Origin of the sequence: Asticcacaulis machinosus, assembly GCF_028550435.1 — a bacterium.
Classification (GTDB): Bacteria; Pseudomonadota; Alphaproteobacteria; order Caulobacterales; family Caulobacteraceae; genus Asticcacaulis; species Asticcacaulis machinosus.
The window spans coordinates 1,342,332-1,366,282 of sequence record NZ_JAQQKV010000001.1; the positions used below are offsets into that span (position 1 = coordinate 1,342,332).

Consider the following 23,951-nt stretch of genomic DNA (forward strand, 5'->3'; position numbering starts at 1 on the left):
CTTTCAGACGCTGATCATGCCGTTTTCCGTCAGGATGAGATCAAGGCACTGATCATGGGGTTCAAGGGGAACTTCGTCGAGCTCCTGCCCCGCAAAGCCAATGCCCCACGCTTTAATCTCTTTTTGCGATTTAAGAAAGTCCAAAGCGCGATCATAAAACCCGCCACCATAACCCAGCCGCCCGCCCTTACGGTCAAAGGCCAGAAGCGGCACCAGCACGACATCGGGCAGGATCATGGGCTTATCGGCGTCGGGCTGGCTGATGCCGTAAGGGCCGAGTTCCAGATGATCCCCCAACTCGAAGCGGCGAAAGGCCATGATAAAGCCCCCGCCATCTGCCGGTATCAGGCACGGCAAAGCCAGCGCGCAGCCTTGCTCCGATAGTTTTTGCATAAATGGCAGGGGAGATAATTCGGACTGAATGGGCCAGTAACCGGCCACGACCCCCGCCGCATCGATATCAGCCATATGGGTCAGCCGATCACCTGCAGTCGGATCGGCCTGAGCCAGCCCCGCCCGATGGGCTTTCATTTCCGCACGCAACAGGGATTTATCTATCATCATGCGCGCGTGCTCCACGCACGCATGGTTCTAAAAAGTGAAAAATTTTCGCAGAGCCGCCTCAAGAAAATTTTTCTCCTTATTGATTACATTGAAAAGTATTTGAGGCGTAAGCCTCATAACTTTTCAATGAGGTATTCTGTGGCGGCGCCGCGAGATCCGTTGCGAAGCGTTTAAATCCACTCAGACCTGACAAGTCAGGTGGGAGCCATGTGATAGAGACCACGGTCTCAGTCAGGGACAGCCCCCGTTCTAAGAGATTAAGGTCAGAAGGATTAGGTGATCGCTGACGTGAACCGCAGCAAGACCCGCCACCGATCAATGTAAGGCCTTGGGCTCACATCGGCAAGAGTGCGGATTTTTATATTTTATGTCCCGGAATGGTAGCGATAACGTCCGGTCGGGGACACTGCTGATATGGCGCAAGTCAGCAAAAAAGACATCGATGTCATAAATTATGACTTCACAGACACGAAATCCCGTTTTATGACTCTCCCCAACCAAAATTATAATGCCGATACTGATCAACCTGACGATCTACAAGGGACACGAAACACATGCGGATTTCCATTAAACTGGCCTTGCTGGCCTCAGCGGCGACCTTAAGCCTCAGCTTCCCCGGCTATGCGCAGGCCCAAGCCCCCGCCGCATTGGCCGAACCGGCGCAAAAACCGTGGCTGAACGCAAACCAAAGCGCTGACGCCCGCGTTGAGCAAATTCTGAAAGAAATGACTCAGGCTGAAAAGCTCACACTGGTGTTCGGGCATTTCGCATCCGACGGCGCATGGATGAACGTGCGCGGCGACATCAATGGCCTGAACTGGACGCAGCCCAAGGACAGCCGTCACCAATCCGCCGGTTTTGTGTACGGCGTGCCGCGCCTTGGCATTCCCCATCAGTGGCAAACCGATGCCGGTGTTGGCGTGGCGTCCCAACGCGGGCCAACCCCCCGCCTGCGTACCGCCCTGCCGTCAGGTATGCTGACCGCCGCGACCTGGGACCGCGATCTGGCCTTTAAGGGCGGAGCCATGATCGGTAAGGAAGCGCGCCAGTCGGGCTTCAACGTCCAACTGGCCGGCGGCGTCAATCTGGTGCGTGAACCGCGCAACGGCCGTAATTTCGAATATGGCGGCGAAGATCCGCTGCTGGCCGGGATCATTGTGGGTGAGCAGATCCGCGGCATTCAGTCGAATAACATCATCTCAACCGTCAAACACTATTCCGCCAATGCGCAGGAAACCAACCGCTTTACCCTGTCGGCCAATATGTCCGATAAGGCCGCGCGCGAATCCGACCTTTTGGCATTTCAGTTTGCGATTGAGGTCGGCAATCCGGCCTCGGTCATGTGCGCCTATAACCGCTATAACGGCGTCTATGCCTGCGAACACCCGTACCTTTTGACCGAAGTCTTGAAAACCGATTGGGGCTATAAGGGCTATGTCATGTCGGACTGGGGCGCTACCCATTCGACCATCCCGGCGGCCAATGCCGGCCTTGATCAGCAGTCAGGCTATCCGTTTGATAAATCAAACTATTTCGCGGGCCCGCTCAAAGAAGCCGTCGATAATGGCTTTGTAAAGCCTGAGCGTCTGGATGACATGGCGCGGCGCATCCTGTGGGGCATGGTCTCGACCGGCCTGTTCGATAAGCCGATCGATCAGACCAAGGTGGCCGACGCCAATATCGACTTCGCCGCAAATGCCAAGGTCACTCAGGCCGATGCCGAAGGCGGGATCGTCCTGCTGAAAAATGAGCGCAACCTGCTGCCGATTGCCGCCACCGCCAAAAAGGTCGTGGTCATCGGCGGCCATGCTGATAAGGGCGTCCTGTCAGGTGGCGGATCGTCGCAAGTGTACGGCCTCGGCGGCAATGCCGTGCCCGATACCTCAAAATACGCCAATGAGTTCCCCGGCCCGATCACCTATTATCCCGACGCCCCTGTGGCCGGGATCAAGGCCCGCACAAAAGCCGAAGTCGTCTACCATGACGGTAAGGACATCAAGGCCGCCGCCAAGGCCGCGCGTGGTGCTGATGTGGTCATCGTCTTCGGCTCCCAATGGACGGGGGAATCCTTCGATGCTGAGCTAAAGCTGGATCACGGTGGCGACGCCCTAATTGATGCGGTTGCCCGCGCCAACAAAAAAACTGTGGTCGTGCTGCAAACCGGCGGGCCGGTGTTCATGCCGTGGCTATCGAAAGTCGGCGCGGTCGTTGAAGCCTGGTATCCGGGCTCCAGCGGCGGCACCGCCCTTGCCCGTGTTCTGACCGGCGAAATCTCACCGTCGGGCCGTTTGCCGGTGACCTTCCCGGCGTCACTGAGCCAGTTGCCCCGCCCCAAGCTGGATGGTGATAATTCAAAGCCAGATCTGCGTCCCGATGTGAATTATGACATCGAAGGCGCAGCCATTGGCTATAAGTGGTTTGACCTTAAGGGCCATAAGCCTTTGTTCGCCTTTGGGCATGGCCTGAGCTATTCGACCTTTGCCTATTCTGATTTGAAGGCCACGGACGCTAACGGCAAGTTGACCGTATCGTTTACCGTCACCAATACCGGTAAGGCCGAGGCCGCCGATGTGCCGCAGGTCTATGTCTCGCCGGTGGCGGGCGGCTGGGAAGCCCCCAAACGGCTCGGAGGCTGGGATAAGGTCAACCTGACACCAGGCTCGTCCAAAACCCTGACCGTCACCGTCGATCCGCGCTTGTTGGGGGCATATGACACACCGTCAAAGACCTGGAAAATCGCCGCAGGGGATTACAAGGTCTCACTGGCGAAATCCGCGGTAGATACCGGTCAATCGGTCACCATCGCCTTGCCGGAGCGGACGCTGAACGTACAGGGGAAGTAAAAAGAGAACTCCCCCTGATGCAGGGGGAGCTTGAAATGAAGTTTAACTTCGTTTCAAGAGGGGGTTACCTTGGTTCCGTTTACCCCTTCTGAGATCAACCCATATGGGCTGATCTCAGCTCCCCCTCCAAGAGGGGGAGTTTTTTCAAGCCTTATCCGCCACCAGCTTTTCAAGACGTTCGGCGGCGTCGGTAATGGCAAAGGCGGCGCGGCGTTCCATTTCATGGGCACCGGCCGACATACGCGCGGTGGCGGATTGCTGCTCTTCCAACTGGACTTTCAGATCCTGCATCTCATCGATCATCAGCAAGGCCGCCATCAGGAACAGGCGCACCTCCCCGATCGAGCCGACATCGCCCACGACCATTTCGACATGTTCATCAAACAGGCGGGCCAGTTCCTGCACGCGGCCTTCCTGACCGTCAGCGCAGCCTACCGTATAGGGCTTATTGTTGACGCGAACCGTGACCTCAGCCATCAGGCAGCCTCCCCATTATCTTTCAGAATTTTACGGATTGACTCCGCCGCCTCACCCAGCGCCTCGAACGCGCCATTGGCGGCATCGGTCACCGCCTTTTCACGCGCCTTGGTCTCCTCCAGCTCTTTCGAGAGCATAGCATCCGGCAAAACACCATCCGCCGGAAAGGACACATCACCGTGTTGCAGCATACTCAGACGGTGCTCTACCGCCAGCAGGGCCTTATCCAGCCGCTCAACCGCACCCGTTAACACCGAACCGGGCTGCCCCGCCTGTGGGGGGGTAAGAGGAGTATCCATTACCTGAGCTCTCTTCTGAACTTTAGGGCCATATGCCTCTGAAAACACTTTACATAACCGATAATGACCTAAAGAGTCTAAACGAAAAGACGTATTTTTTCAAAAGAAGCTATACCCATCCCTGCCCGCATGGGTTAAAGGCAGCGGCAAATTCATTAATCCGCTTGCGGATTCACGTCATTTATAGTCACGCGCATCTTGTCCCAAAACCGCTTAACACTTTTGGGGATGCGCTTTTAACCCCGCCGAGACCCGCCCATGTCTTCAGATATTCTCAGTTCCCTGACCGCCAAGCCTTCACCGACCGTCATGGCTGATGCCGTGCGCGTCCTGTCGATGGAAGCGGTACACCGCGCCAAGTCAGGCCACCAGGGCATGCCAATGGGCATGGCCGATGTGGCAACCGTCCTGTGGACGAAGTTTCTGAAGTACGACCCGAAAAACCCCGACTGGGCGGATCGCGACCGCTTCGTGCTGTCGGCCGGTCATGGCTCGATGCTGATCTATTCGCTGCTGCACCTGACCGGCTTTAAGTCGGTATCGATGGACGATATCAAAAACTTCCGTCAGTGGGGCTCAGCCACCCCCGGCCATCCGGAATATGGCCACACAGCCGGGATCGAGACCACCACTGGCCCGCTGGGTCAGGGTCTGGCGACCGCCGTCGGTCTGGCTATGGCCGAGCGTCATCTGAATGCGCGCTTTGGCGACGATCTGGTCGATCATAAAACATGGGTCATCGCCGGTGACGGCTGCCTGATGGAAGGGGTGTCGCACGAAGCGATTTCGCTGGCCGGCCGTCTGAAGCTCAATAAGCTGATCGTCCTGTGGGACGATAACAATGTCACCATCGACGGCGTGGCCACCATTGCCGAAACCGGCGATCAACTGGCCCGTTTCAAGGCCGCTGGCTGGGCCGTTAAGGCCGTTGACGGTCATGATCATGGTAAAATCGCCGCCGCCCTGCGCTGGGCCACCCAGCAATCAAAGCCCGTCATGATCGCCTGTAAGACCAAGATTTCCAAGGGCGCTGGTCCCAAGGAAGGCGATCCGCATTCCCACGGCTATACGCTGTTTGATTCCGACATTGAACTGGCACGCAAGGCGATGGGCTGGGAGGCCGAGTCCTTCACCGTACCGGCACCGATTAAAAAGGCCTGGGAAGCCGCCGCCCGTAAGGCAGCCAAGCCGCGCAAGGACTGGGAAGCCGCTTTGAAAGTCAGCAGCCACGCGGCCGATTTCAAACGCGCCATGACCGGCGAACTGCCCGCCAAAGCATTTGAGGCGCTGGATGCCCATATTGCTCAGGCGCTGGAAATCAAGCCCGCCGATGCGACCCGCTCGGCGTCGGGTGCCGCACTGGCGCAACTGGTGCCACATATTGATGACATGGTCGGCGGGTCTGCCGATCTGACCGGATCGAACAACACCTTCGTCAAGGGCATGACGGCTTACGACACCGACAATTACGGTGGACGTTACGTCCACTACGGCGTGCGTGAATTCGGCATGTCGGCAGCCATGAACGGCATGGCACTGCACGGCGGCGTCATCCCCTACTCCGGCACCTTCTTTGTGTTCTCGGACTATAGCCGTCCGGCGATCCGTCTGGGCGCTCTGATGGGCATCCGCACGATTAACGTGCTAACCCACGATTCGATTGGCGTTGGCGAAGACGGCCCGACCCACCAGCCGGTTGAGCACCTGGCGTCGTTCCGCGCCATGCCAAACCTTTTGGTGTTCCGTCCGGCCGATCAGGTCGAAGCCGCCGAATGCTGGAAAGCCGCCCTGAAATCAACCACAACCCCGTCCCTGATGGTGCTGTCGCGTCAAAAGGTGCCCGCCGCCCGCGAAACCGGCGACAACCTGTCGGCCAAGGGCGCTTATGAAATCCGCAGCGCGTCGTCCGAGGCCAAGGTGTCGATCTTTGCGTCCGGCACCGAAGTCTCGGTCGCCATCGCCGCCCAGAAAGAGCTTGAAGCCCAAGGCGTTGCGACCCGCGTCGTCTCGACCCCGTGCTGGGAACTGTTCGATGCGCAGGATGAGGCCTACAAAGCCTCAGTTATCGGCTCCACACCGGTCAATGTAGCGGTCGAAGCGGCTGTCTCGCTCGGCTGGGAAAAGTTTATCGGTCAGGACGGTATCTTTGTTGGCATGACTTCATTTGGGGCGTCTGCGCCGCAAGACGTGCTCTATAAACAATTCGGTATCACCAAAGAGGTTGTGGTCGAAAAAGCTTTGGCAGCCCTTAAGTAATATTGAATTTTCTAAATAAAAAAGCGCGTCCGGTATCGGCCTGGCGCGCTTTTTTTGTGGCCGATAATAAATATTCAAAAAAAATCCACATGGCTTATTAATTTGACCTTATGGATTTAAGGCTATAGAACGGACTTTCGATCTATTCTTGTCTGCTAATTTGTTTTTGCGGTTTACTAAAACCGTATCGGCGAACTTCCATTCAATTATCGAAACGAGCGAGGCACGACGCAATTTTGCGGATGTGCGTATACACACTGTCATTGAAAGGGTTCGTCATGAGCACAGGCACAGTAAAATGGTTCAACGCCACCAAGGGTTACGGTTTTATCGCCCCTGAAGACGGTTCGAACGACATCTTCGTTCACATCTCGGCCGTTGAGCGCGCGGGTTTCCGCAGCCTTAACGAAGGTCAAAAGCTGTCTTACGAGCTGGCCCGCGATCCTAAGTCCGGCAAGATGTCGGCTGAGAAGCTGGAAAACGCATAAGCTTTCAAAAGCTTAGATGTTTCGGAAAAGGTCGCATCTTCGGATGCGGCCTTTTTTATTGCCATGCCGACAGTTATGTCGCTTGAAAAAATATCGTTTGAAACTATCATTCTGCGCAACAACTCACCCGGATATAAGCGCGCCACGATATGACCTTTAGCTTTCGCTCTCTTTTGCCGAAAGATTTATCCCGATCGTCGGCGATCCTGGACGATCAGGGGCTAAAAGCGCAGGCCAAACACACCGTATTTGAAGATATCTATGCGTTCGCCATTGGCTGTTCGTTCATCGCCCTTGGGCTGGTGCTGCTGAAAACCGCAGGCCTTGTCACCGGCGGCGTGGCCGGGATCGCGCTTTTGGTATCATACCTTGCGCCCTTACCGGTCGGGCTTTTGTTCAACCTGATCAATGTGCCGTTTTTTATATTCGCGCTCCTGAGCATGGGCTGGCGCTTTACGGTTAAAACCGTTGCGGTCAATATCGCCATCATGGCTATGGCGGCTTTGTTCCCGCATCTGTTTACACCCGCGCACCTTAATCCGGTTTTTGCCTCCATTTTTGGCGGCACGATCATCGGCATGGGGATTTTAGCGCTGGCCCGGCATGGTGCAGGCGCGGGCGGCACCGGCGTTCTGTCGCTTTACCTGCAAAAAACGCGCGGCATCAATGCGGGTAAAACCCAGTTGGTATGCGATGCCCTGATCATGGCCGCCTCGGTCTTTGTGGTCAGTCCCATGAACCTGCTCTACTCGGTCATCAGCGCGGCGGCCATGAGCGCCGTCATGATGACCTACCACAAGCCCCAGCGCTATCTGGGACATTAGGTTCGCCCCTCACCCCCCCCCCCTCTCCCCGCTTGCGGGGAGAGGGACAACGTGCGATAGCGCGCCCTCAAATAGAAAAGCGATAGGGCAGCTAAATAACTCCTATGTACGATCCTGTTTTAGATACCCTTGTCCTGCCGCTCAACGATGGCCTTATTGATCTGCCTGCGGACGGCAAGGCTTTGTTCCTGCGGGCGCGGTCCGGTTTGGCCCTGCGCGATTACCGCGAACAGCTTATCTGCGAACAAAGTTTCAAACCGGCGCTCGATGCCCTGACGCAACAGGGGTTTATCGCCCGCCCCGAAGGTGATGAGGCCCGCTATGCCTTGACGCTGGTTCTGCCGCCGCGTCAGCGTGAGGAATACCGCGCACTTCTGGCGCGCGCAGTAACGTCCACGGCCGACGGCGGCACGGTTATGGCGTCAGTCTCCAATCTTGAGGGTGCCAAGACGGTTGAAAATGACCTAAAGGCCCTGACCGGCGATATCTCCAGCCTGTCAAAAAACAAGTGCCGCGTATTTTGGGCAAAGATCAAGGCTTCCAGCCTCAATGGCGACCTGATTGAGGCCTGGTCAAAACTCGATGCCGTGCGCCCGATTGAAGGGGGCCGTTTCCTCAGCCGCCCCGGCCTGTTTGCCTGGGACCGTATCGATGCGGGGTCAAGGCGACTGGTGGAAACCCTGCCCCCGCTGACTGGCAAAGGCGCCGACCTGGGGGCGGGTTTTGGCTATCTGACGGCGGAAATTTTCGCCCGCCACGCCGGCGTTACGCACATAAGCCTTTATGAGGCCGAACAGCGCGCGGTAGACTTGGCGCGTCAGAACCTGACCGACCGGTCGGTCGATGTCCACTGGCATGATGTCACCTCTGGGATCAACGGTGAGTTCGATTTTATCGTCTCCAATCCGCCGTTTCATATCGACCGCGCCGATAAGCATGATCTGGGAAAGGCCTTCATCCGCGCCGCGGCGTCAGCGTTGAAGCCCAAGGGCGCATTCTATATGGTCGCCAACCGCCACCTGCCCTACGAGGACACGCTCAAAACCGCGTTCAAGGTGGTAAAAATACTGGCCGACGATGGCGCTTACAAAGTGTTTGAGGCCTCTACGCAAAGCGAAGCCTCAGTGAAGAAAAAGCCTCGGAAACATGAAACTACCGAGCCAAAAAACGCCGCCTTCAAAGGCGAAACCTTAAGGCGCAGATCCTGATGCGCCTCGTGAAACACCTCGCTAATCTGGGCTATGGGTCGCGCAAGGATGTCCAGAAACTGATCCGCATGGGCACCTTTACCGATGCGGACGGTGAACGCCTGACCGACGACGCTAAAATCGGCCACGACGATATCCGCTACAAAGGTCGTCCGCTCGATCCTGATCATGGCGTTGTGCTTTTGATGCACAAGCCGGTTGGCTATGTCTGCTCGACCAAGGACACCGGTCAGTTGGTTTATGAACTGCTGCCCGCCCGTTTCGGTGAGCGCAAGCCGGTGCTGTCCACTATCGGGCGGCTGGATGCCAATACGTCGGGCCTGCTGCTGTTTACCGATGACGGCGATTTCCTGCACCGGATCATCTCTCCCAAAAATCACGTCCCCAAGGTCTACGAGGTGACACTGGCGCGACCATTGAATGGCCATGAAGGGGCGATTTTCGAATCCGGCACCCTGTTGCTGGAAGCCGAAAAAGAGCCGCTCAAACCCGCCTTTCTTGAGGTCACGGGCGAAAAGACGGCCCGCTTGACGCTTTATGAAGGCCGCTATCATCAGGTTCGGCGCATGTTCGCGGCTGTCGGCAACCATGTCGAGACTCTGCACCGCGCCCGCATGGGAGAACTCACTCTGGACGACCTCAAGCCGGGTAAGTGGCGGATACTGAAGCCGGAAGATATCCAGAAACTGCTGGCGCGAAATGTAGCCTGACCCGGACATAGGTTATGTTACAATCGTGAAATCTTATTGCCCCACATGACGGTCATAAGCGGATATAATCCTAACGACCGCAAACCCACGGCAAAGCTCATGACCCAGACCGCTTCGGCTTCCTCAGCCCCCGCCAACACTCCGTCGATCAAGACCTCCCGCCTGCTGGTCGTTGATGACGACCGCGACCTGCGTGACCTGATTTCCGATTTTCTGGGGCAACATGGTTTTGAGATTCACACGGCTTCCGGCGCGCGCGAAATGGATCGCGTGCTAATGCGCGGCGATATTGACCTGGTGGTGCTTGATTTCATGATGCCCGGCGAAGACGGCCTGTCGATCTGCCGTCGCCTCAATGCGGCCAAAGGCCCGCCGGTGATCATGCTCAGTGCCCGCGCCGAAGAGGTTGACCGGATCGTGGGGCTGGAACTGGGGGCGGACGATTATCTGGCCAAGCCCTTTCATCCGCGCGAACTGCTGGCGCGCATCCGTGCGGTTCTGCGTCGTGGCGAGCAAGGCCCGCGTAATGATGGCGCGTCGCCCATCACCCATTTCTTCGGCTGGCAGCTTGATAACATCAAACGCATTCTCATCCGCCCCGACGGCGTTCAGGTGGCGCTGAGTAATGCCGAGTTTGAATTGCTCAGGGTGTTTCTTGACCGTCCGGGCCGCGCCCTGAGCCGTGATCAGATTCTGGATTTCCTGCACGGCCCCAATTCCGAAAGCTTTGACCGCGCCATTGATGTTCAGATCAGCCGTCTGCGCCGTAAGTTGAATGACGACACGCAGGATGAAATTATCCGCACCATTCGCGGCATCGGCTATATGTTCAGGCCGCTGAAATAAACATGACCCAGAAATAAAGCATGACTGAGAAAAAGCATGACTAAGATCGGGGCCCCGCCCCGCAAACGCATATTGCCTGACTTGCCGATCTTCTGGCAGGTGCTGGGCATGGCGCTGATGGTGCTTGTCCTGTCGCTGGCGATCAATATTCTGATCGTGCTAAAGGCCCCCTCCCCGCCGCCGCAGGGCTATACCCTGACCGAAGCGGCGCAAGCCTTGAAGACCAGTCAGGTCAAGCTGAAAACCGGCCGCACCCTGCGCGCCGAGACGGTGGCTGAAACACCCGGCTTCGTCTCGCGTCAATTGGCAGAACCCGACCGCGCCCATCCGTTTGAAAACTTCCTGCGTGAACGTCTGGCAAAGGTTTTGGGTGTGCCGGCAACGGATGTCGTCGTCGATGGCCGGCTGAAATCCCGCAACGGCTTTGGCGGTCCTGGCCCCGGCCCGCAGCGCTGGATAGCCCCCGGCCCTGACGGGCCGCAATTTAAAAGCCCTGACGGGCTGCAGTATAAACGCCCTGACGGGCCGCAGCCCAGAGGGCCGAATGAGCCACCCCGCAACTTTGGGCCAGATGGCCCGCGCGATGACCTCAGAATGCTTGGCCGGGATTTCCGAGCATCGGAATTACCCGAAAGTCTGGACACGCAGGTAACCTTTCCGGCCTTTCGCGCCGCATGGAAGCAGGCCGATGGCAAATGGCGCGTCCTGATCCCACCCAAGCCCTTTATTGAACCGTGGCAGAGAAACCTGCTGTTCGGATTTTTACTGACCGCACTGGCCGTCACGCCGCTGGCCTTTTACATGTCGCGTCGCCTGACGCGACCGATCCGCGCCCTGGCCGAAGGTGCACGCACATTGGGCTTTGACCATGATGCCGCCCCGCTTAAAGCCCGGGGCCCCAAGGAAGTCCGTGCGGCAACCCATGTGCTGAACGACATGCAGGTCAGGCTCAAAAAACAGGTCGAATCGCGCACCGCTCTGATTGCTGCCATCGCCCATGACCTGAAAACCCCGCTGGCAAGGTTGCGGTTGCGGATTGAAAACCTGCCCGAGCCAACGCGTGACAAGATCAGTCAGGACATCGCGCACATGGACAGCCTGATCAATTCCGCGCTGGGTTTCGCCAGTGCGGAAAAAATGGCTCAGACCCTGACCAAGCTTGACCTGTCGTCCCTGATAGAAATCCTGTGCGAGGACAATGCCGACATCCACAATGTCACCTGCGGCGATATAACCGAAAACATTACGGTGCTCGGCAACGACATGGCCATCCGGCGTATTGTGACCAATCTGGTTGAAAATGCCTGCCGGTACGGCGACGGCTGTGAGGTCATTCTGAGCGCGTCCGGGCCGCAAGCCGAAGTCATTATTCGCGACCACGGCCCCGGCATGCCGTCAGAGGCGCTTGAGGCCGTCTTTGAGCCGTTTTACCGGCTCGAGACGTCGCGCAACCGCGATACCGGTGGCGCGGGTCTGGGACTATCGGTTGCCCGATCCTTAAGCCAGTCGATGAACGGATCGCTTCGGCTTGAAAACCGCTACGAGGGTGGTGTTCTGGCGGGGCTGGATGCCGTCTTTAGCCTGCCGCGGCTTTAGGCCGCAAGCGCGTGAGTTGAAACTGCCTGATAGCGTTATCATATGGCCGTTAAGACCGATTAGGTCTTGACTTGTCAGGGGTTTGGGCCAAAACGAAACCCGCATTTGATCTACGCTTCCGCCCGTCAGGACGGTTTCAAAATCTACTATAAGGGAAGCTAAAATATGGCGTTACGTGTTGCGATTAACGGGTTTGGCCGCATCGGTCGTCTGGTTCTGCGCTCGATCATCGAGAATAACCGCACCGACATCGAAGTGGTCGCGATCAACGATCTGGGGCCGGTGGAAACCAATGCGCACCTGCTGCGCTACGATTCGGTCCACGGTAAGTTTCCGGCCGAAGTTAAGGTCGACGGCGACACCATCGTCATTACCGCCAATGGCAAGACCTACGCCCCGATCAAGGTAACCGCGATCAAGAACCCTGCCGAACTGCCGCACAAAGAGCTTAAGGTCGACATTGCCTTTGAATGTACCGGCATATTTACCTCCAAGGAAAAGGCTCTGGCCCACGTCGAAGCCGGCGCCAAGAAGGTCATCATCTCGGCCCCCGGCGACAATGCCGACAAAACCATCGTTTACGGTGTCAACCACGACACCCTGACCGCCGATGATGTGGTCATCTCCAACGCTTCGTGCACCACCAACTGCCTGTCGCCGGTCGCCAAGGTCTTATCCGATCTGTGCGGCATTGAGCGTGGCTATATGACGACCATCCACTCCTACACCGGTGACCAGCCGACGCTCGATACCATGCACAAGGACCTGTACCGCGCCCGCGCCGCAGCCCTCAGCATGATCCCGACCTCGACCGGTGCGGCCAAGGCTATCGGGCTGGTTCTGCCGCAACTGAAGGGCAAGCTGGATGGGTCATCGATCCGCGTGCCGACCCCAAACGTTTCGGTTGTTGACCTGAAAATCGTGCCGTCGCGCCCGGTCACCGCCGAAGAAGTCAATGCCGCCATCATCGCCGCCGCTGACGGCCCGATGAAGGGCGTACTGGCCTATACGGATGAGCCTCTGGTGTCTTCGGACTTCAACCACAATCCGGCGTCATCGACCTTTGCGCTCAAGCAAACCCAAGTGATCGACGGTCAGTTGGTGCGTATCCTGACCTGGTACGACAACGAATGGGGCTTCTCGACCCGCATGGCGGACACGGCGGTCGCGTTTGGGAAATTCCTCTAGGATCATGGCTTAAGAACCTCCCCTGATGCAGGGGACCGGGCCGCCGGAGCGGGGTGGCCCGAAGGGACGGGTGGGGTTAAAGCTATGCGACTGTGGCACTTTAATGGTTAGATAATGGACAAAAGCAAACAGCCCCAAGTCGTTCGGTTCAGTGTCGCTAAATGGTTGTTGCTATCTGCGATTACAGGCTTCTTATGGTTTCCAATAACATTTGGATCTATGATTATTCCTTACGTCGGGAGTCAGATAGCTGTTGGCTTTGTCTTTACACCGATCATCTATCTTATGATCTTTGTGGGACGCGCCAATGATTCAAAAAAGCAAAATGGCTTGCCCACGACTGTAGCGATTTGGGCACTCGGTTTCCTCCAACTCATTATTATTTTTGTTAGCCTTTTGGTCTTTGTGACCTTGGTTTCATCGCTTCCCAACGGGCGAGACTGGATAGACATTGGTGCACATATCGCCTGACAACTTCCGGCCCCTAAGCTCTCACCAACGTCATCGTCCTCACCTTTTTATATTGAAGATGTATTTAGCCGAGCGTTCCTTTAAAACCTCCCCTGATTTCAGGGGAGGAGACCGCGCGAAATGGCGAAGCAATGAGATGCGGTGGTGGGGTTAAATTTTGACGTAAAACGTATGGCGCCTTTACCCCACCACCGCTGCGCTAACGCTTGCGGTCCCCCTCCCCTCCAAGAGGGGAGGTTCTAAACCAAATCCCCTCAGTTCTCTCCAGCCGATCATACATGCGCCTTTCTCGCTTGAAAGATGTATTTGTCCGTGTAAATAATGGTTAACAGCATCGGGGGATGACATGGACGTTTTACAGCAGATATTCACTCCACCACCACCGGCGCAAGACTCCGGTGAGAGCTGCCCCAAACCCATTAAGCCGTTTTCCAGCATGGGCGCACTGGCGCTCACTCTGGTTACGGCCACCCTGATGAATATCTTTCTCAGATACATCTATATTTCGACCGGCATTACGGGTGCTAAGGTCGCCACGATCGCCTTCGGGTTGATTTTCTATGGTCTATGTATTTGTTTTTATATTGCTTTAGCCCTTCGCCATCAGAAACGCTCCGAACCGATTATCTATCCCGGGATGCTTGAAATCGCGCTAACCGTTTTCTTTCAGGTCTTGCTGATGGCCGGTACGTTTTACGGGGCGGTGAAATTGCTGAAAGCGGTCCCGATCGTGCATTGAATTCATACGGTTCTTGCTCTAATCCGAAGGCAGACAGAGCGAGAATGGAAAAATCATGCCTTTTAAAACCCTGGACAGCCTCAAAGACGTAGCCGGCAAAACTGCCTTGGTGCGGGTTGATTTCAACGTCCCCGTCGATGGCGGAAAAATCACCGATGATACCCGCCTGCGCGTCGCTTTGCCGACCATTCAGAAACTGACCTCAAAAGGCATGAAGGTCGCACTTTTGGCCCACTTTGACCGCCCCAAGGGCAAGGTCGTGCCGGAAATGTCGCTGGCTTTCGTCGCCCCCGCCCTGTCGAACCTTTTGGAAGCGCCGGTATCGTTCAGCGATGACTGCGTGGGCGATGCAACCAAGGCCCTGATCACCAATATGGCCGACGGCGGCGTGATCCTGCTGGAAAACGTCCGCTTCCATGCCGGCGAAGAGAAAAACGATCCCGAATTCGCCGCGCAACTGGCCGCTATGGGTGACATCTATGTCAACGACGCCTTCTCCGCCGCCCACCGCGCCCATGCCTCGACCGAAGGTGTGGCCCACCTGATCCCGGCCTATGCCGGTGAGTCCATGCGCCGTGAGCTAGAGGCGCTCGATGCCGCGCTCGGCACGCCCGTGCGTCCGGTCATCGGCATTGTCGGTGGCTCTAAGGTTTCAACCAAGCTTGACCTGCTGAAAAACCTCGTCACCCGTCTGGATACCCTGTCGATCGGCGGCGGCATGGCCAATACCTTCCTTTATGCGCTCGGCTACGACATCGGCGGGTCGCTGTGTGAAAAGGACATGGCCGACACAGCCCGTGAGATCATGAAGCTGGCCGATGAAAACCACTGCGAAATCCTGCTGCCGGTCGATGTGGTCGTCGCACAGGAATTCAAGGCCCACGCCCCGTCGCGTGAACTGTCGATTGATGACGCGCTCACCCCTGACGATAAAATATTTGACGCAGGTGCGAAGACCGTGGATATACTGACGGACGCAATTTCTAAGTCTAAAACCCTTATTTGGAATGGCCCTTTGGGCGTATTTGAACTGCCGCCATTTGATAAGGCCACGGTTGCCGCCGCCCATTTTGCGGCAGCGCAAACCAAGGCAAAGCTTCTGACCGCCGTTGCCGGCGGCGGTGACACGGTCGCCGCTCTCAATCATGCCGGTGTCGTTGATGACATGACGTTTGTGTCAACCGCCGGTGGCGCGTTTCTTGAATGGATGGAAGGTAAGGAACTGCCCGGTGTGTCAGCCTTGAACGGCTAAGCACAGGTAATAGTGAGTAACCACCTCAAAGGATTGGATTTTTAATCCTTTGAGGCCCATAATGACAAAAAACATAAAAAGGGCCGATAACAGGCGGCCATGACCAAAAACTAAAGACCATAACCTTCGCCGCGCTGGCATATTTTGACGCGGCGGCCATTTGTAAACACGAAGCATGAAAGAGGGAAAATTCCATGGCTCGTATCAGTTTACGCCAGCTTCTCGACCACGCAGCCGAGAATAATTACGGCGTACCGGCCTTTAACATCAATAATATGGAACAGGGGCTGGCCGTCCTTGATGCCGCCCGCGCCACAGAATCGCCCGTGATCATTCAGGCCTCCCGCGGGGCCCGCAACTACGCCCACGACATCATGCTGGCCAAGATGATTGAGGCCCTGATTGAAATCTATCCGGAAATTCCGCTGGTGATGCACCAGGATCACGGCAATTCGCCGGCTACCTGCGCAACCGCCATTCAAAACGGCTTTTCATCCGTGATGATGGACGGCTCGCTCAAGGCTGATGCCAAGACCCCGGCTGATTTTGAATACAACGTCAACGTCACCAAGACCGTCGTCGATTTCGCTCATGCCTGCGGCGTGTCGGTCGAAGGCGAACTGGGTGTGCTGGGATCGCTGGAAACCGGCATGGGCGAAGCCGAAGACGGTCACGGCGCCGAAGGCGTGCTCGACCACTCGCAGCTTCTGACCGACCCGGATCAGGCCGTTGATTTCGTGGCCCAAACCGGTGTTGACGCTTTAGCCATCGCGATGGGCACCTCGCACGGCGCCTATAAGTTCTCACGCAAGCCGGACGGCGAAGTGCTGGCCATGAACGTGATCGAAGAAATCCATAAGCGCCTGCCCAACACCCACCTTGTGATGCACGGGTCGTCGTCGGTGCCGCAGGAACTTCAGGACGTCATCAACGCCTATGGCGGAAAGATGCCGCAAACCTACGGTGTGCCGGTCGAAGAACTGCAAAAAGCCATCAAAATCGGCGTGCGCAAGATCAATATCGACACTGACTGCCGCATGGCCATTACCGGCGTGATCCGCAAATACCTGATGGAAAACCCAGAAGGCTTCGACCCGCGCGGCTACCTCAAGCCCGCCAAGGAAGCGATGCAAAAGGTCTGTCATGACCGCTTCGTACAGTTTGGCACAGCCGGCAATGCCTCCAAGATCAAGGCCCGCTCGCTGGCCTCGATGGCGAAATACTATTCGTAATCAGGCCCACGCCTTTACGTAACAATGCCCTGCCCTCACCGGCAGGGCTTTTTTATTTGGCCTTGCTCACAATCGGCTTGACTCCGGACTACATTTGTAGACTGATAAGATTACAAATGTAGTCCGGAGGAAACCCATGTCCAATACCCCGTTTACGCCCGTTACCATTTTTCTGGATGCCGCACTGCCGGTTCAATTCCTGATCCTTGCGTTACTGATCGCCACAATCGCCGCTATTGTCATTTGCTTGCGCAAGCTATCGCAGGGCCCGCGCCTTGCGGGTGGTTCAGCCTACCTGAAAGGATTGCGGCTGGGTGGCCCCTTGGCTGGCTTTGTCGGTGCCGCGTTCGGTGGCCTGAACATGGCCATCGGTTTGTCGAACGTCGGCACCCTGCCGCCCATTGCTGTGCTGGCGCCGGGATATGCCGAAATCATGGCCCTGATCCTGCTGGGACTGATCACAGGCTCGGTAGCGGTCATTGCCAACTGGGCGGTTGAGGCCCGCATCGACCGTACTGTACTTGGAGAATAGGCGTGACCGCGCCTCATATTCCCCTTCACATTACAGATGCTGAAAGCGTCATTCTGACGGCGCTTTGGCAGCACGGCCCGCTAACGCCCACGCGCCTGATCAGCGACGTTAGATCCGGTCGCGACTGGGGGGATTCAACCATAAAAACCCTGATCGCCCGCCTGATGCACAAGGGCGCGATCCGGTCTCAGCGTGATGACGGCATTCTGCGCTATCATGCCCAGATTACCCATGACAGCTATGCCGAGGCCGAAATTCGCGACCTTATCAAGCGACTGTTCGGCAATGATGCTGAGGCGTTCACGGCGTTTATCGCTGAGCGCATAAAGATCTGATCCACACGTCTCTCAACAACTCCTAAGCGAGGCATCCCCGCGCTAAGGTAAACTGGCCCTACGCCAACCACTGGATAGTTTTCCCGGCGGCATCATTTTTTGTGCACCGCCGTTGTCTGATACATTGACAGGCCAGACCGGTTTCTGATTAATAGCGCCATTCCTTGGGGAGTAGCCGGAACCACCTCTCAGGTTCCACCAGTGTCGTCAGCACGTAGTCCTGCATCAGGACTTCCGGCACGGTAACCCGCTTTACACAGCGGGGCGGCAAGACCGGGGGTTTGGGCACTATGTCCATGCCTGAAACCCTGTCTGCCTGTTGAGGTTCCAATATGTCTGTCGGTACGCCGTTATTATGGTCGCTGTTTGCGGCCTTTGTTGTTGTCGCTCTGTTGATCGACTTTTTCGCCATGAACAAACAGGGCGCCCATAAGGTCTCTATGAAAGAGGCCACCATATGGTCGCTGATCTGGGTATCGGTCAGCTTTGTGTTCGTAGGCTTCCTGTGGTGGTACATGGGCGGCACGGGCGCAGATCTGGCGGCCAAACAACTTGCCGACACCAAAGCGCTGGAATTCATCACCGGCTATGTGGTCGAAAAGGCGCTGGCGGTCGATAACATCTTCGTCTTTTTGATGCTGTTCACCTATTTCGCGGTGCCCGCCGAATACCAGAAACGCGCGTTGATGATCGGGATTCTGGTGGCGCTGGTCTTACGCGGGGCGCTTATTCTGGTTGGCGCCTGGCTGATCGCGCAGTTCCACTGGATTCTATACCTGTTCGGGGCGTTTCTGGTGTTCACCGGCATCAAGATGTGGCTGGCGGCCGGTGATGAGCCTGACCTTGAGGCCAATCCGGCTCTGAAATGGGTGCGCAAACATTTTACCATTGCCCCGAATTTCGACGGCGAAAAGTTCTTCACCAAGGTGGGCGGCCTGAAGATGGCGACCCCGATGCTGGTGGTCGTTATCCTGATCGGCATCATCGATGTGGTGTTTGCGGTCGATTCCATTCCGGCGATCTTTGCCATCACCACCGACCCGTTTATCGTCCTGACTTCGAATGTGTTTGCGATTTTGGGCCTGCGCGCCATGTACTTCCTGCTGGCGGGCCTGCATGAGAAATTCCATCTCCTGCCCTACGGTCTGGCGTTGGTACTAGTGTTTATAGGCACCAAGATGCTGTTGCTGGATATTTATAAGGTGCCGATCGAGTGGTCGCTGGGCGGCACGGCGGCGATCCTGACGGTGACCATGCTGTTGTCAGTCCTGATCAAGCCGAAAAGCGATACGCCGCATGGGGCCTTCCCGTTCGACTCTAAGAAGGATGCTACGGACAAGCCGGAGTAAACATGGTCGGAATGATCCTTCATAGAATCATTCCGCTCAAGCCGCCATTGCGGCGGCGGCCAAGGTGGCAGAGCCACCGCCCGGCGAGGGACTAAAGACTAACGCGCGGGTTTGGCAAAAATCTGTACCCAGTACCAGCGATAGGCCTGCTTTTGCCCCGCCAAGGGCCGGTCGTCGGGCTGATAACTTAGGGCGATGCCGGTGTCCGTCATCGTGCAGCTTAAGATATTAGCGCGGTGGCCGGGGCTGTTCATCCAGCCATCGACCACATCGTCAGGGCGCATGTGACCGGCGGCGATGTTTTCAGCGACCATGATCCAGCGATAGCCGGAGGATACCGCCCGCTGCCCTGCCGATGTGCCGTCCGGGCCTTTGTGGGCAAAGAAATTTTGCCGCGCCATAGCATCGGCATGACGCTGGGCGGCGCGGGCTAAGCGCGGATCGAAGTTTAGCGGATCACAGCCCCTGTCCTCGCGTTCGGCATTAATCAGATCAAAGACATGGGCGACATTGCCATTGTCGTCATAGTCCTGAGCGGCCACCGGCCCGGCCCATAAACCCGCCATAATAAGCAAACTTAAAACACGCAAAGCTCACCTCCATACCTTGGAGCAGATTTCACCTATGAGTATGGCTTTGATAGGGCTGCGTCTTCCTCCGCCCCATTTATGGGGAGGAGAAAACTCAACCATGATACTGCGTGACTCGCGCGACTTCTTCTTTTGAACCCAGCACGACGCCGGTGCGCTGATGCAGGGCGGCCGGTGCAATATCGAGAATACGCTGATGACCGTCGGTCGCCGCCCCGCCCGCCTGTTCGATCAGCATAGAGATCGGGTTGCACTCATAAAGTAGCCGCAGCTTGCCGTTTTTGCCGCTGGTGCGCTGATCGACCGGATAAATGAACACCCCGCCGCGCGTCAGGATGCGGTGAATATCCCCAACCATGGACGCCAGCCAGCGCATGTTGAAATCGGCGCCACGCGGGCCGTCCTTGCCGGCCACGCACTCATCAATATAGCGGCGGACAGGTGCTTCCCAATGGCGATGATTGGACATGTTGATGGCAAATTCGCGGGTTGCCTCGGGGATAGCGACCTGATCGCGGATCAGCACCCACTCGCCGCGATCATGGTCAATCGAAAAGGCGAAGGTGCCTGCCCCCAGCGTCAGCATCATGGTCGTTTGCGGGCCGTAAGCCGTATAGCCTGCCGCGACCTGCTGATGGCCGGGTTTCAGGAAATCGGCCTCGGTCACCGCCCGCCCTTGGGGTGCCTCAAGCACCGAAAAGATCGTGCCGACTACGCCGTTGACATCAAGATTCGATGACCCATCGATGGGATCGAACACCAGCAGATACTCACCGCCATCAGCTATCGGATGCAGGGTATCCATTTCCTCAGACGCCACCGCCGCCACGCGGCCATACCAGCGCTCAGGCTCCAGCATCATGTCGTTGGCGATGACATCCAGTTCCTTTTGCACCTCGCCCTGCACATTTTCCTGCGCCAGCGCGCCTTGCTTGCCGGTAATGGCGCTGTTGTTGACCGTCTGACCGATATCGCGGCAGGCGGCGGCCATATCGAGCACCAACGCTTTCAGATTGGCGGGCACCGTAGCCGGCAGGGATTCCAGAAATTGGTTTAAGGTCGGCAGCATGAAAATCACTTATGAAATCTGAGATGGGAAATAGTGCGTTCAAAATTTATTGATACGATTTTGACGTACCTTGCAAGCCGGTAAACGCTGTCACCAAAACGGTTTTATGGATATGCGCCCAAAGCGCAGTCTGGCGATCACGGTTTGGTCTTAATTGCCGCGTAAAAGCCGTCATTTAAACGACTCGCCTTTTAGGTGTGAAACCATTTGGAAACCATTTCCTCATTAGGATAAGCTTAACCAATTCCCAGATTCGTAATGCGGCCCATGCTCTGACTGAGCAGGGTTCATTGTTTGGTTCAGAGTACCGTGCCGATGTTTGACCCTCGTACCCCTTCCAAAAGCTATACCCGCCGCGGCACCGTGCTGATGGCGCTGGCGGCATTGGGCGGCAGTGCGGCCGTACCCTATCTTACCGCCAAGCCCGCGCCGAAACCGGCCTCCAAAGCGCCGACACTGAAACGCGCCCCCCTGAAAGACTGGCCGAGCCTGACCCAGATCGCGCAAACCATGATCGACGATAAGCTGACGCCCGGTCTGTCGCTGACGGTCGCCCATAAGGGGGTTGTGCTGTTTTCCCAAGGCTTTGGGATGGCCGATGTGGCCGCCCAGCGCGAGGTCACGCCACAAACCACCTTCCGCATCGCCTCGATCACCAAGCAGTTCACCGCCGCCGCCATTATGGCCTTGGCCGAAGACGGCAAGCTGAGCGTCCATGATCCGCTGGCGCGCTTCCTGCCCGATTTTCCCAAGGCCGATAAGATCACCCTGGCCCAGTTGATGAGCCATACCTCAGGCATGGGTGACTATGTCAATGGCCAGAGCCATGTGGTGCTGGACAGTGCCCGCGACCGGGATTTCAACGGTACGGAACTGTTGTCGATCATCCGCGCCCGTCAGCCGCTGTACCGCGCCCAACCGGGGGCCGCCTGGCTCTATTCCAATTCGGCCTTTACCCTGTTGAGCATTATTGTTGAGCAGCTATCCGGCATGTCGTTCGCGCAGTTCTGCGCCGAGCGGTTGTTCCAGCCCGCAGGTATGACGCAGTCGTCGATTGATACGGTGGATACAGTCATCACCGGCGGCTCTAACGGCTATCGCCCTGAATTTCGTGCGCCGCATGGCTTTGTGGAAAATAAGCCCCTGTCGGCGACGTTTATCGCGGGTGCCGGTGCGATCCGCTCCACCACCGAAGACCTGATCCTGTGGCACCATGCCCTGATGAACGGCAAGGTGCTGAAGCCCGACAGTGTGGCCGCCATGATGACCCCGGCCCTGCTGAAGAACGGCCAACCGGCGTTTGAACGGCGTGGGGCCGAGCCGCTGGAGTACGGTTTTGGTCTGGGGCTGGGTCTTGAGGATGAGCGACGCTTTGCCACCCACGGCGGGCGGATCAATGGCTTTACCGGCCATCTGCGCAGCTATCATGATGACCAGTTGACGCTGGCCATCCTATATAACTGTGACGGATCGGGTGCTGCCCAGTTCATGCCGATGCAGAAAAAGCTGCGCAAGGAAGCCTCGAAACTGGGACTGGCTGAAGCCATCTCAGCCTAACCCATTGCTTAAAGTGGAAACCGTGGCAAGGTGAGGTCATGTTACCCTTGCTCGCCGCCGCTACGGCCTCTGCCCTGCTGATGATTGCGCTGTGGCTGAGACATGTCGCTTATCTTCCCGGACGGACAGATATCCGGCTGGGGCTCATCTCCGGATCAGCTTTTTATATCTATCTGGCCAGCCAAAGACCTGCATGGCTTTTGCCACTGGTGCTGGCGGGCCCGGTGGCGTGCAACCGCAGCCTCAAGGCCGGATTTGAACTGCCCCTGCGCCGACCTGTGACCGACGCAGGTGTGGCGGTTATACTGCTCACGGCGGGCTTAACCGGCTATATCTGGCCGCATGACGCGATGGCCGCGCGTCTCTATGACGGGCTGGCGCTTTATCTGTTTTGCGAACCGCTGGGGCTGATGATCCTGAAATGGTCCGACGATATGGTCGAGGGCCGCAGACGTTTGCGCGTGGCCCTCATTGGCATCAGCGCCATCATCGGCCCGGTAGTGGCCATCGGCACCGCCACCGGATCAGGTGAGACGGCAGCCACCATCGGAGCCGCCCTGACCCTGACCTTAAGTTTTATCGTTTCGGCCTTTGCCCCACGGCTGCTGAACACATGGCGCGCGCCGCCAATAACTCCATCATCTACGCCCGCCCTCGATGCCCGTGAGCAAAAAATTCTTGGCCGGCTGCGTGCCCTGATGGCAACAGACGAAGCCTTTCGCGATCCGGCGCTTACCCTGTCCAGCCTGGCCCGCCGCCTTGAGGTGCCTGAGCACCGTCTGCGCCGCATCATCCATCTGGGCGAAGGTGGGCGCAACTTCAGCCTCTATCTCAACAGCTACCGGATTGCCGCCATCAAAGCGGCCCTCGAAACCGATGAGGACATAACCATCCTCGCTCTGGCGCTGGAGGCCGGTTACAATTCGCTGTCGGCCTTTAACCGTGCGTTTATGGCCTCGGAAGGCGTCACCCCCACGGCATACCGGCGCGCCCGCATGGCGGCCCGGACCGCAAACCCAATCGCTGCGACTGAACCGGCGCCCGACACCACCACCGCCGTCAAGGCTACCTGATCCTTAAGCAGGGTGGCCGCAGCCACCGTAATCAGCGCCCCGATCAGGCCCGACATCTTAAAGGCATGTTCCGCCGGATTGAGCCACAGACGCCAATGGGCGGGCAGCAGGGTCTTTGCGACATCATAGCCGCCATAAAACAGCGTGGCTCCGATCACGCCCTTGACCAGACCCGACTCCCAAAAAAACGAGCCCCCAGAGGCCGACAGAATAAGCAGCGTCACCCCGCCCAGAAACATCATCAGGGCCGGAATCACATCGGCCATCTCACGCCCGTTGTTTTTAAGGTGCAGCGCCCTCACCCCCGACCATAGCTGATAGGCCACCAGAATACTGATGCCGATCAGATCGGGCCGCGCCCGAAACATTAACGCGCCAAACAGGGCGCTGGCCACCGTCAGAGTGATAATCCCCACAACGATCCGCCCGCCCAAGCGGTGCACCCTGTCGCCC

Annotated in this window: 24 protein-coding genes and 1 other RNA gene; 18 read left to right on the forward strand and 7 right to left on the reverse strand. The window is 57.3% G+C overall.

Features of this window, described 5'->3' with window-relative positions; all coding sequences use genetic code 11:
- Positions 1-3: 3 nt before the first annotated feature.
- Positions 4-564, reverse strand: coding sequence for a 5-formyltetrahydrofolate cyclo-ligase (locus PQU98_RS06260; protein WP_272744049.1), 561 nt, complete (start codon positions 562-564; stop codon positions 4-6).
- A gap of 140 nt (positions 565-704) precedes the next feature.
- Positions 705-869: non-coding RNA, 6S RNA (gene ssrS / locus PQU98_RS17125), on the reverse strand.
- 249 nt (positions 870-1,118) lie between these two features.
- Between ssrS and PQU98_RS06265 the strand changes: the two genes are divergently transcribed.
- A complete protein-coding gene (locus PQU98_RS06265) occupies positions 1,119-3,407 on the forward strand; it encodes a beta-glucosidase family protein (RefSeq protein WP_272744050.1) in 2,289 nt (762 codons plus the stop codon).
- Between the two features lie 144 nt (positions 3,408-3,551).
- Here PQU98_RS06265 and PQU98_RS06270 read toward each other — a convergent pair whose 3' ends face one another.
- A complete protein-coding gene (locus PQU98_RS06270; protein WP_189485686.1) occupies positions 3,552-3,884 on the reverse strand; it encodes a cell division protein ZapA in 333 nt (110 codons plus the stop codon).
- The gene (locus tag PQU98_RS06275; protein WP_272744051.1) at positions 3,884-4,183 is read right to left on the reverse strand and encodes a hypothetical protein; all 300 of its coding nucleotides are present in this window, start codon (positions 4,181-4,183) and stop codon (positions 3,884-3,886) included. Before PQU98_RS06275 ends, PQU98_RS06270 begins: the two co-directional genes overlap by 1 nt.
- A gap of 258 nt (positions 4,184-4,441) precedes the next feature.
- On the opposite strand from PQU98_RS06275, the gene tkt reads away from it, so the two are divergent.
- The 14 genes from tkt (at position 4,442) to PQU98_RS06345 (ending at position 17,860) form a co-directional block, all read left to right on the forward strand.
- Entirely contained in the window at positions 4,442-6,439 is a 1,998-nt protein-coding gene (gene tkt, locus PQU98_RS06280; RefSeq protein ID WP_438263859.1) for a transketolase, read from the forward strand.
- A gap of 278 nt (positions 6,440-6,717) precedes the next feature.
- The gene (locus tag PQU98_RS06285; RefSeq protein ID WP_189485683.1) at positions 6,718-6,927 is read left to right on the forward strand and encodes a cold-shock protein; all 210 of its coding nucleotides are present in this window, start codon (positions 6,718-6,720) and stop codon (positions 6,925-6,927) included.
- Between the two features lie 149 nt (positions 6,928-7,076).
- Positions 7,077-7,751: a YitT family protein gene (locus tag PQU98_RS06290; RefSeq protein ID WP_272744052.1), complete on the forward strand. Its 675-nt coding sequence runs from the start codon at positions 7,077-7,079 to the stop codon at positions 7,749-7,751.
- A gap of 104 nt (positions 7,752-7,855) precedes the next feature.
- Entirely contained in the window at positions 7,856-8,959 is a 1,104-nt protein-coding gene (locus PQU98_RS06295; protein WP_272744053.1) for a class I SAM-dependent methyltransferase, read from the forward strand.
- Positions 8,959-9,669: a pseudouridine synthase gene (locus tag PQU98_RS06300; RefSeq protein WP_272744054.1), complete on the forward strand. Its 711-nt coding sequence runs from the start codon at positions 8,959-8,961 to the stop codon at positions 9,667-9,669. The genes PQU98_RS06295 and PQU98_RS06300 overlap by 1 nt, the downstream gene beginning before the upstream one ends.
- Positions 9,670-9,768: 99 nt before the next feature.
- Positions 9,769-10,515, forward strand: a complete 747-nt coding sequence (locus tag PQU98_RS06305; RefSeq protein ID WP_272744055.1) for a response regulator — start codon at positions 9,769-9,771, stop codon at positions 10,513-10,515.
- 36 nt (positions 10,516-10,551) lie between these two features.
- Positions 10,552-12,111, forward strand: a complete 1,560-nt coding sequence (locus tag PQU98_RS06310; protein WP_272744056.1) for a HAMP domain-containing sensor histidine kinase — start codon at positions 10,552-10,554, stop codon at positions 12,109-12,111.
- 165 nt (positions 12,112-12,276) lie between these two features.
- Complete coding sequence (gene gap / locus PQU98_RS06315) at positions 12,277-13,299, forward strand: type I glyceraldehyde-3-phosphate dehydrogenase (protein ID WP_272744057.1); 1,023 nt, start codon at positions 12,277-12,279, stop codon at positions 13,297-13,299.
- A 114-nt stretch (positions 13,300-13,413) separates the two neighbouring features.
- On the forward strand, positions 13,414-13,770 hold the full coding sequence (locus PQU98_RS06320) for a hypothetical protein (RefSeq protein ID WP_272744058.1): 357 nt from the start codon (positions 13,414-13,416) through the stop codon (positions 13,768-13,770).
- Between the two features lie 346 nt (positions 13,771-14,116).
- Positions 14,117-14,509 carry a hypothetical protein gene (locus PQU98_RS06325; protein ID WP_272744059.1) on the forward strand — a complete coding sequence of 131 codons (393 nt, stop codon included), beginning with the start codon at positions 14,117-14,119 and terminating at the stop codon, positions 14,507-14,509.
- Positions 14,510-14,564: 55 nt separating this feature from the next.
- Entirely contained in the window at positions 14,565-15,761 is a 1,197-nt protein-coding gene (locus PQU98_RS06330) for a phosphoglycerate kinase (RefSeq protein ID WP_272744060.1), read from the forward strand.
- Positions 15,762-15,955: 194 nt separating this feature from the next.
- A complete protein-coding gene (fba, locus tag PQU98_RS06335) occupies positions 15,956-16,993 on the forward strand; it encodes a class II fructose-bisphosphate aldolase (RefSeq protein ID WP_272744061.1) in 1,038 nt (345 codons plus the stop codon).
- Positions 16,994-17,129: 136 nt separating this feature from the next.
- On the forward strand, positions 17,130-17,525 hold the full coding sequence (locus PQU98_RS06340) for a hypothetical protein (protein ID WP_272744062.1): 396 nt from the start codon (positions 17,130-17,132) through the stop codon (positions 17,523-17,525).
- 2 nt (positions 17,526-17,527) lie between these two features.
- Complete coding sequence (locus PQU98_RS06345) at positions 17,528-17,860, forward strand: BlaI/MecI/CopY family transcriptional regulator (RefSeq protein ID WP_272744063.1); 333 nt, start codon at positions 17,528-17,530, stop codon at positions 17,858-17,860.
- Between the two features lie 148 nt (positions 17,861-18,008).
- Here PQU98_RS06345 and PQU98_RS06350 read toward each other — a convergent pair whose 3' ends face one another.
- A complete protein-coding gene (locus PQU98_RS06350; protein WP_272744064.1) occupies positions 18,009-18,158 on the reverse strand; it encodes a hypothetical protein in 150 nt (49 codons plus the stop codon).
- Between the two features lie 34 nt (positions 18,159-18,192).
- On the opposite strand from PQU98_RS06350, the gene PQU98_RS06355 reads away from it, so the two are divergent.
- Positions 18,193-19,209 carry a TerC family protein gene (locus tag PQU98_RS06355; protein WP_272744065.1) on the forward strand — a complete coding sequence of 339 codons (1,017 nt, stop codon included), beginning with the start codon at positions 18,193-18,195 and terminating at the stop codon, positions 19,207-19,209.
- Positions 19,210-19,307: 98 nt separating this feature from the next.
- Here PQU98_RS06355 and PQU98_RS06360 read toward each other — a convergent pair whose 3' ends face one another.
- Positions 19,308-19,775 (reverse strand): CAP domain-containing protein, encoded by a 468-nt coding sequence (locus PQU98_RS06360; RefSeq protein ID WP_272744066.1) that lies wholly within the window; start codon positions 19,773-19,775, stop codon positions 19,308-19,310.
- Between the two features lie 118 nt (positions 19,776-19,893).
- Positions 19,894-20,868, reverse strand: a complete 975-nt coding sequence (locus tag PQU98_RS06365) for a class 1 fructose-bisphosphatase (RefSeq protein WP_272744067.1) — start codon at positions 20,866-20,868, stop codon at positions 19,894-19,896.
- Between the two features lie 315 nt (positions 20,869-21,183).
- Between PQU98_RS06365 and PQU98_RS06370 the strand changes: the two genes are divergently transcribed.
- Both PQU98_RS06370 and PQU98_RS06375 read left to right on the forward strand, forming a co-directional pair.
- Complete coding sequence (locus PQU98_RS06370; RefSeq protein ID WP_272744068.1) at positions 21,184-22,425, forward strand: serine hydrolase domain-containing protein; 1,242 nt, start codon at positions 21,184-21,186, stop codon at positions 22,423-22,425.
- A 38-nt stretch (positions 22,426-22,463) separates the two neighbouring features.
- Complete coding sequence (locus PQU98_RS06375; protein ID WP_272744069.1) at positions 22,464-23,498, forward strand: helix-turn-helix domain-containing protein; 1,035 nt, start codon at positions 22,464-22,466, stop codon at positions 23,496-23,498.
- Positions 23,499-23,951: the final 453 nt, after the last annotated feature.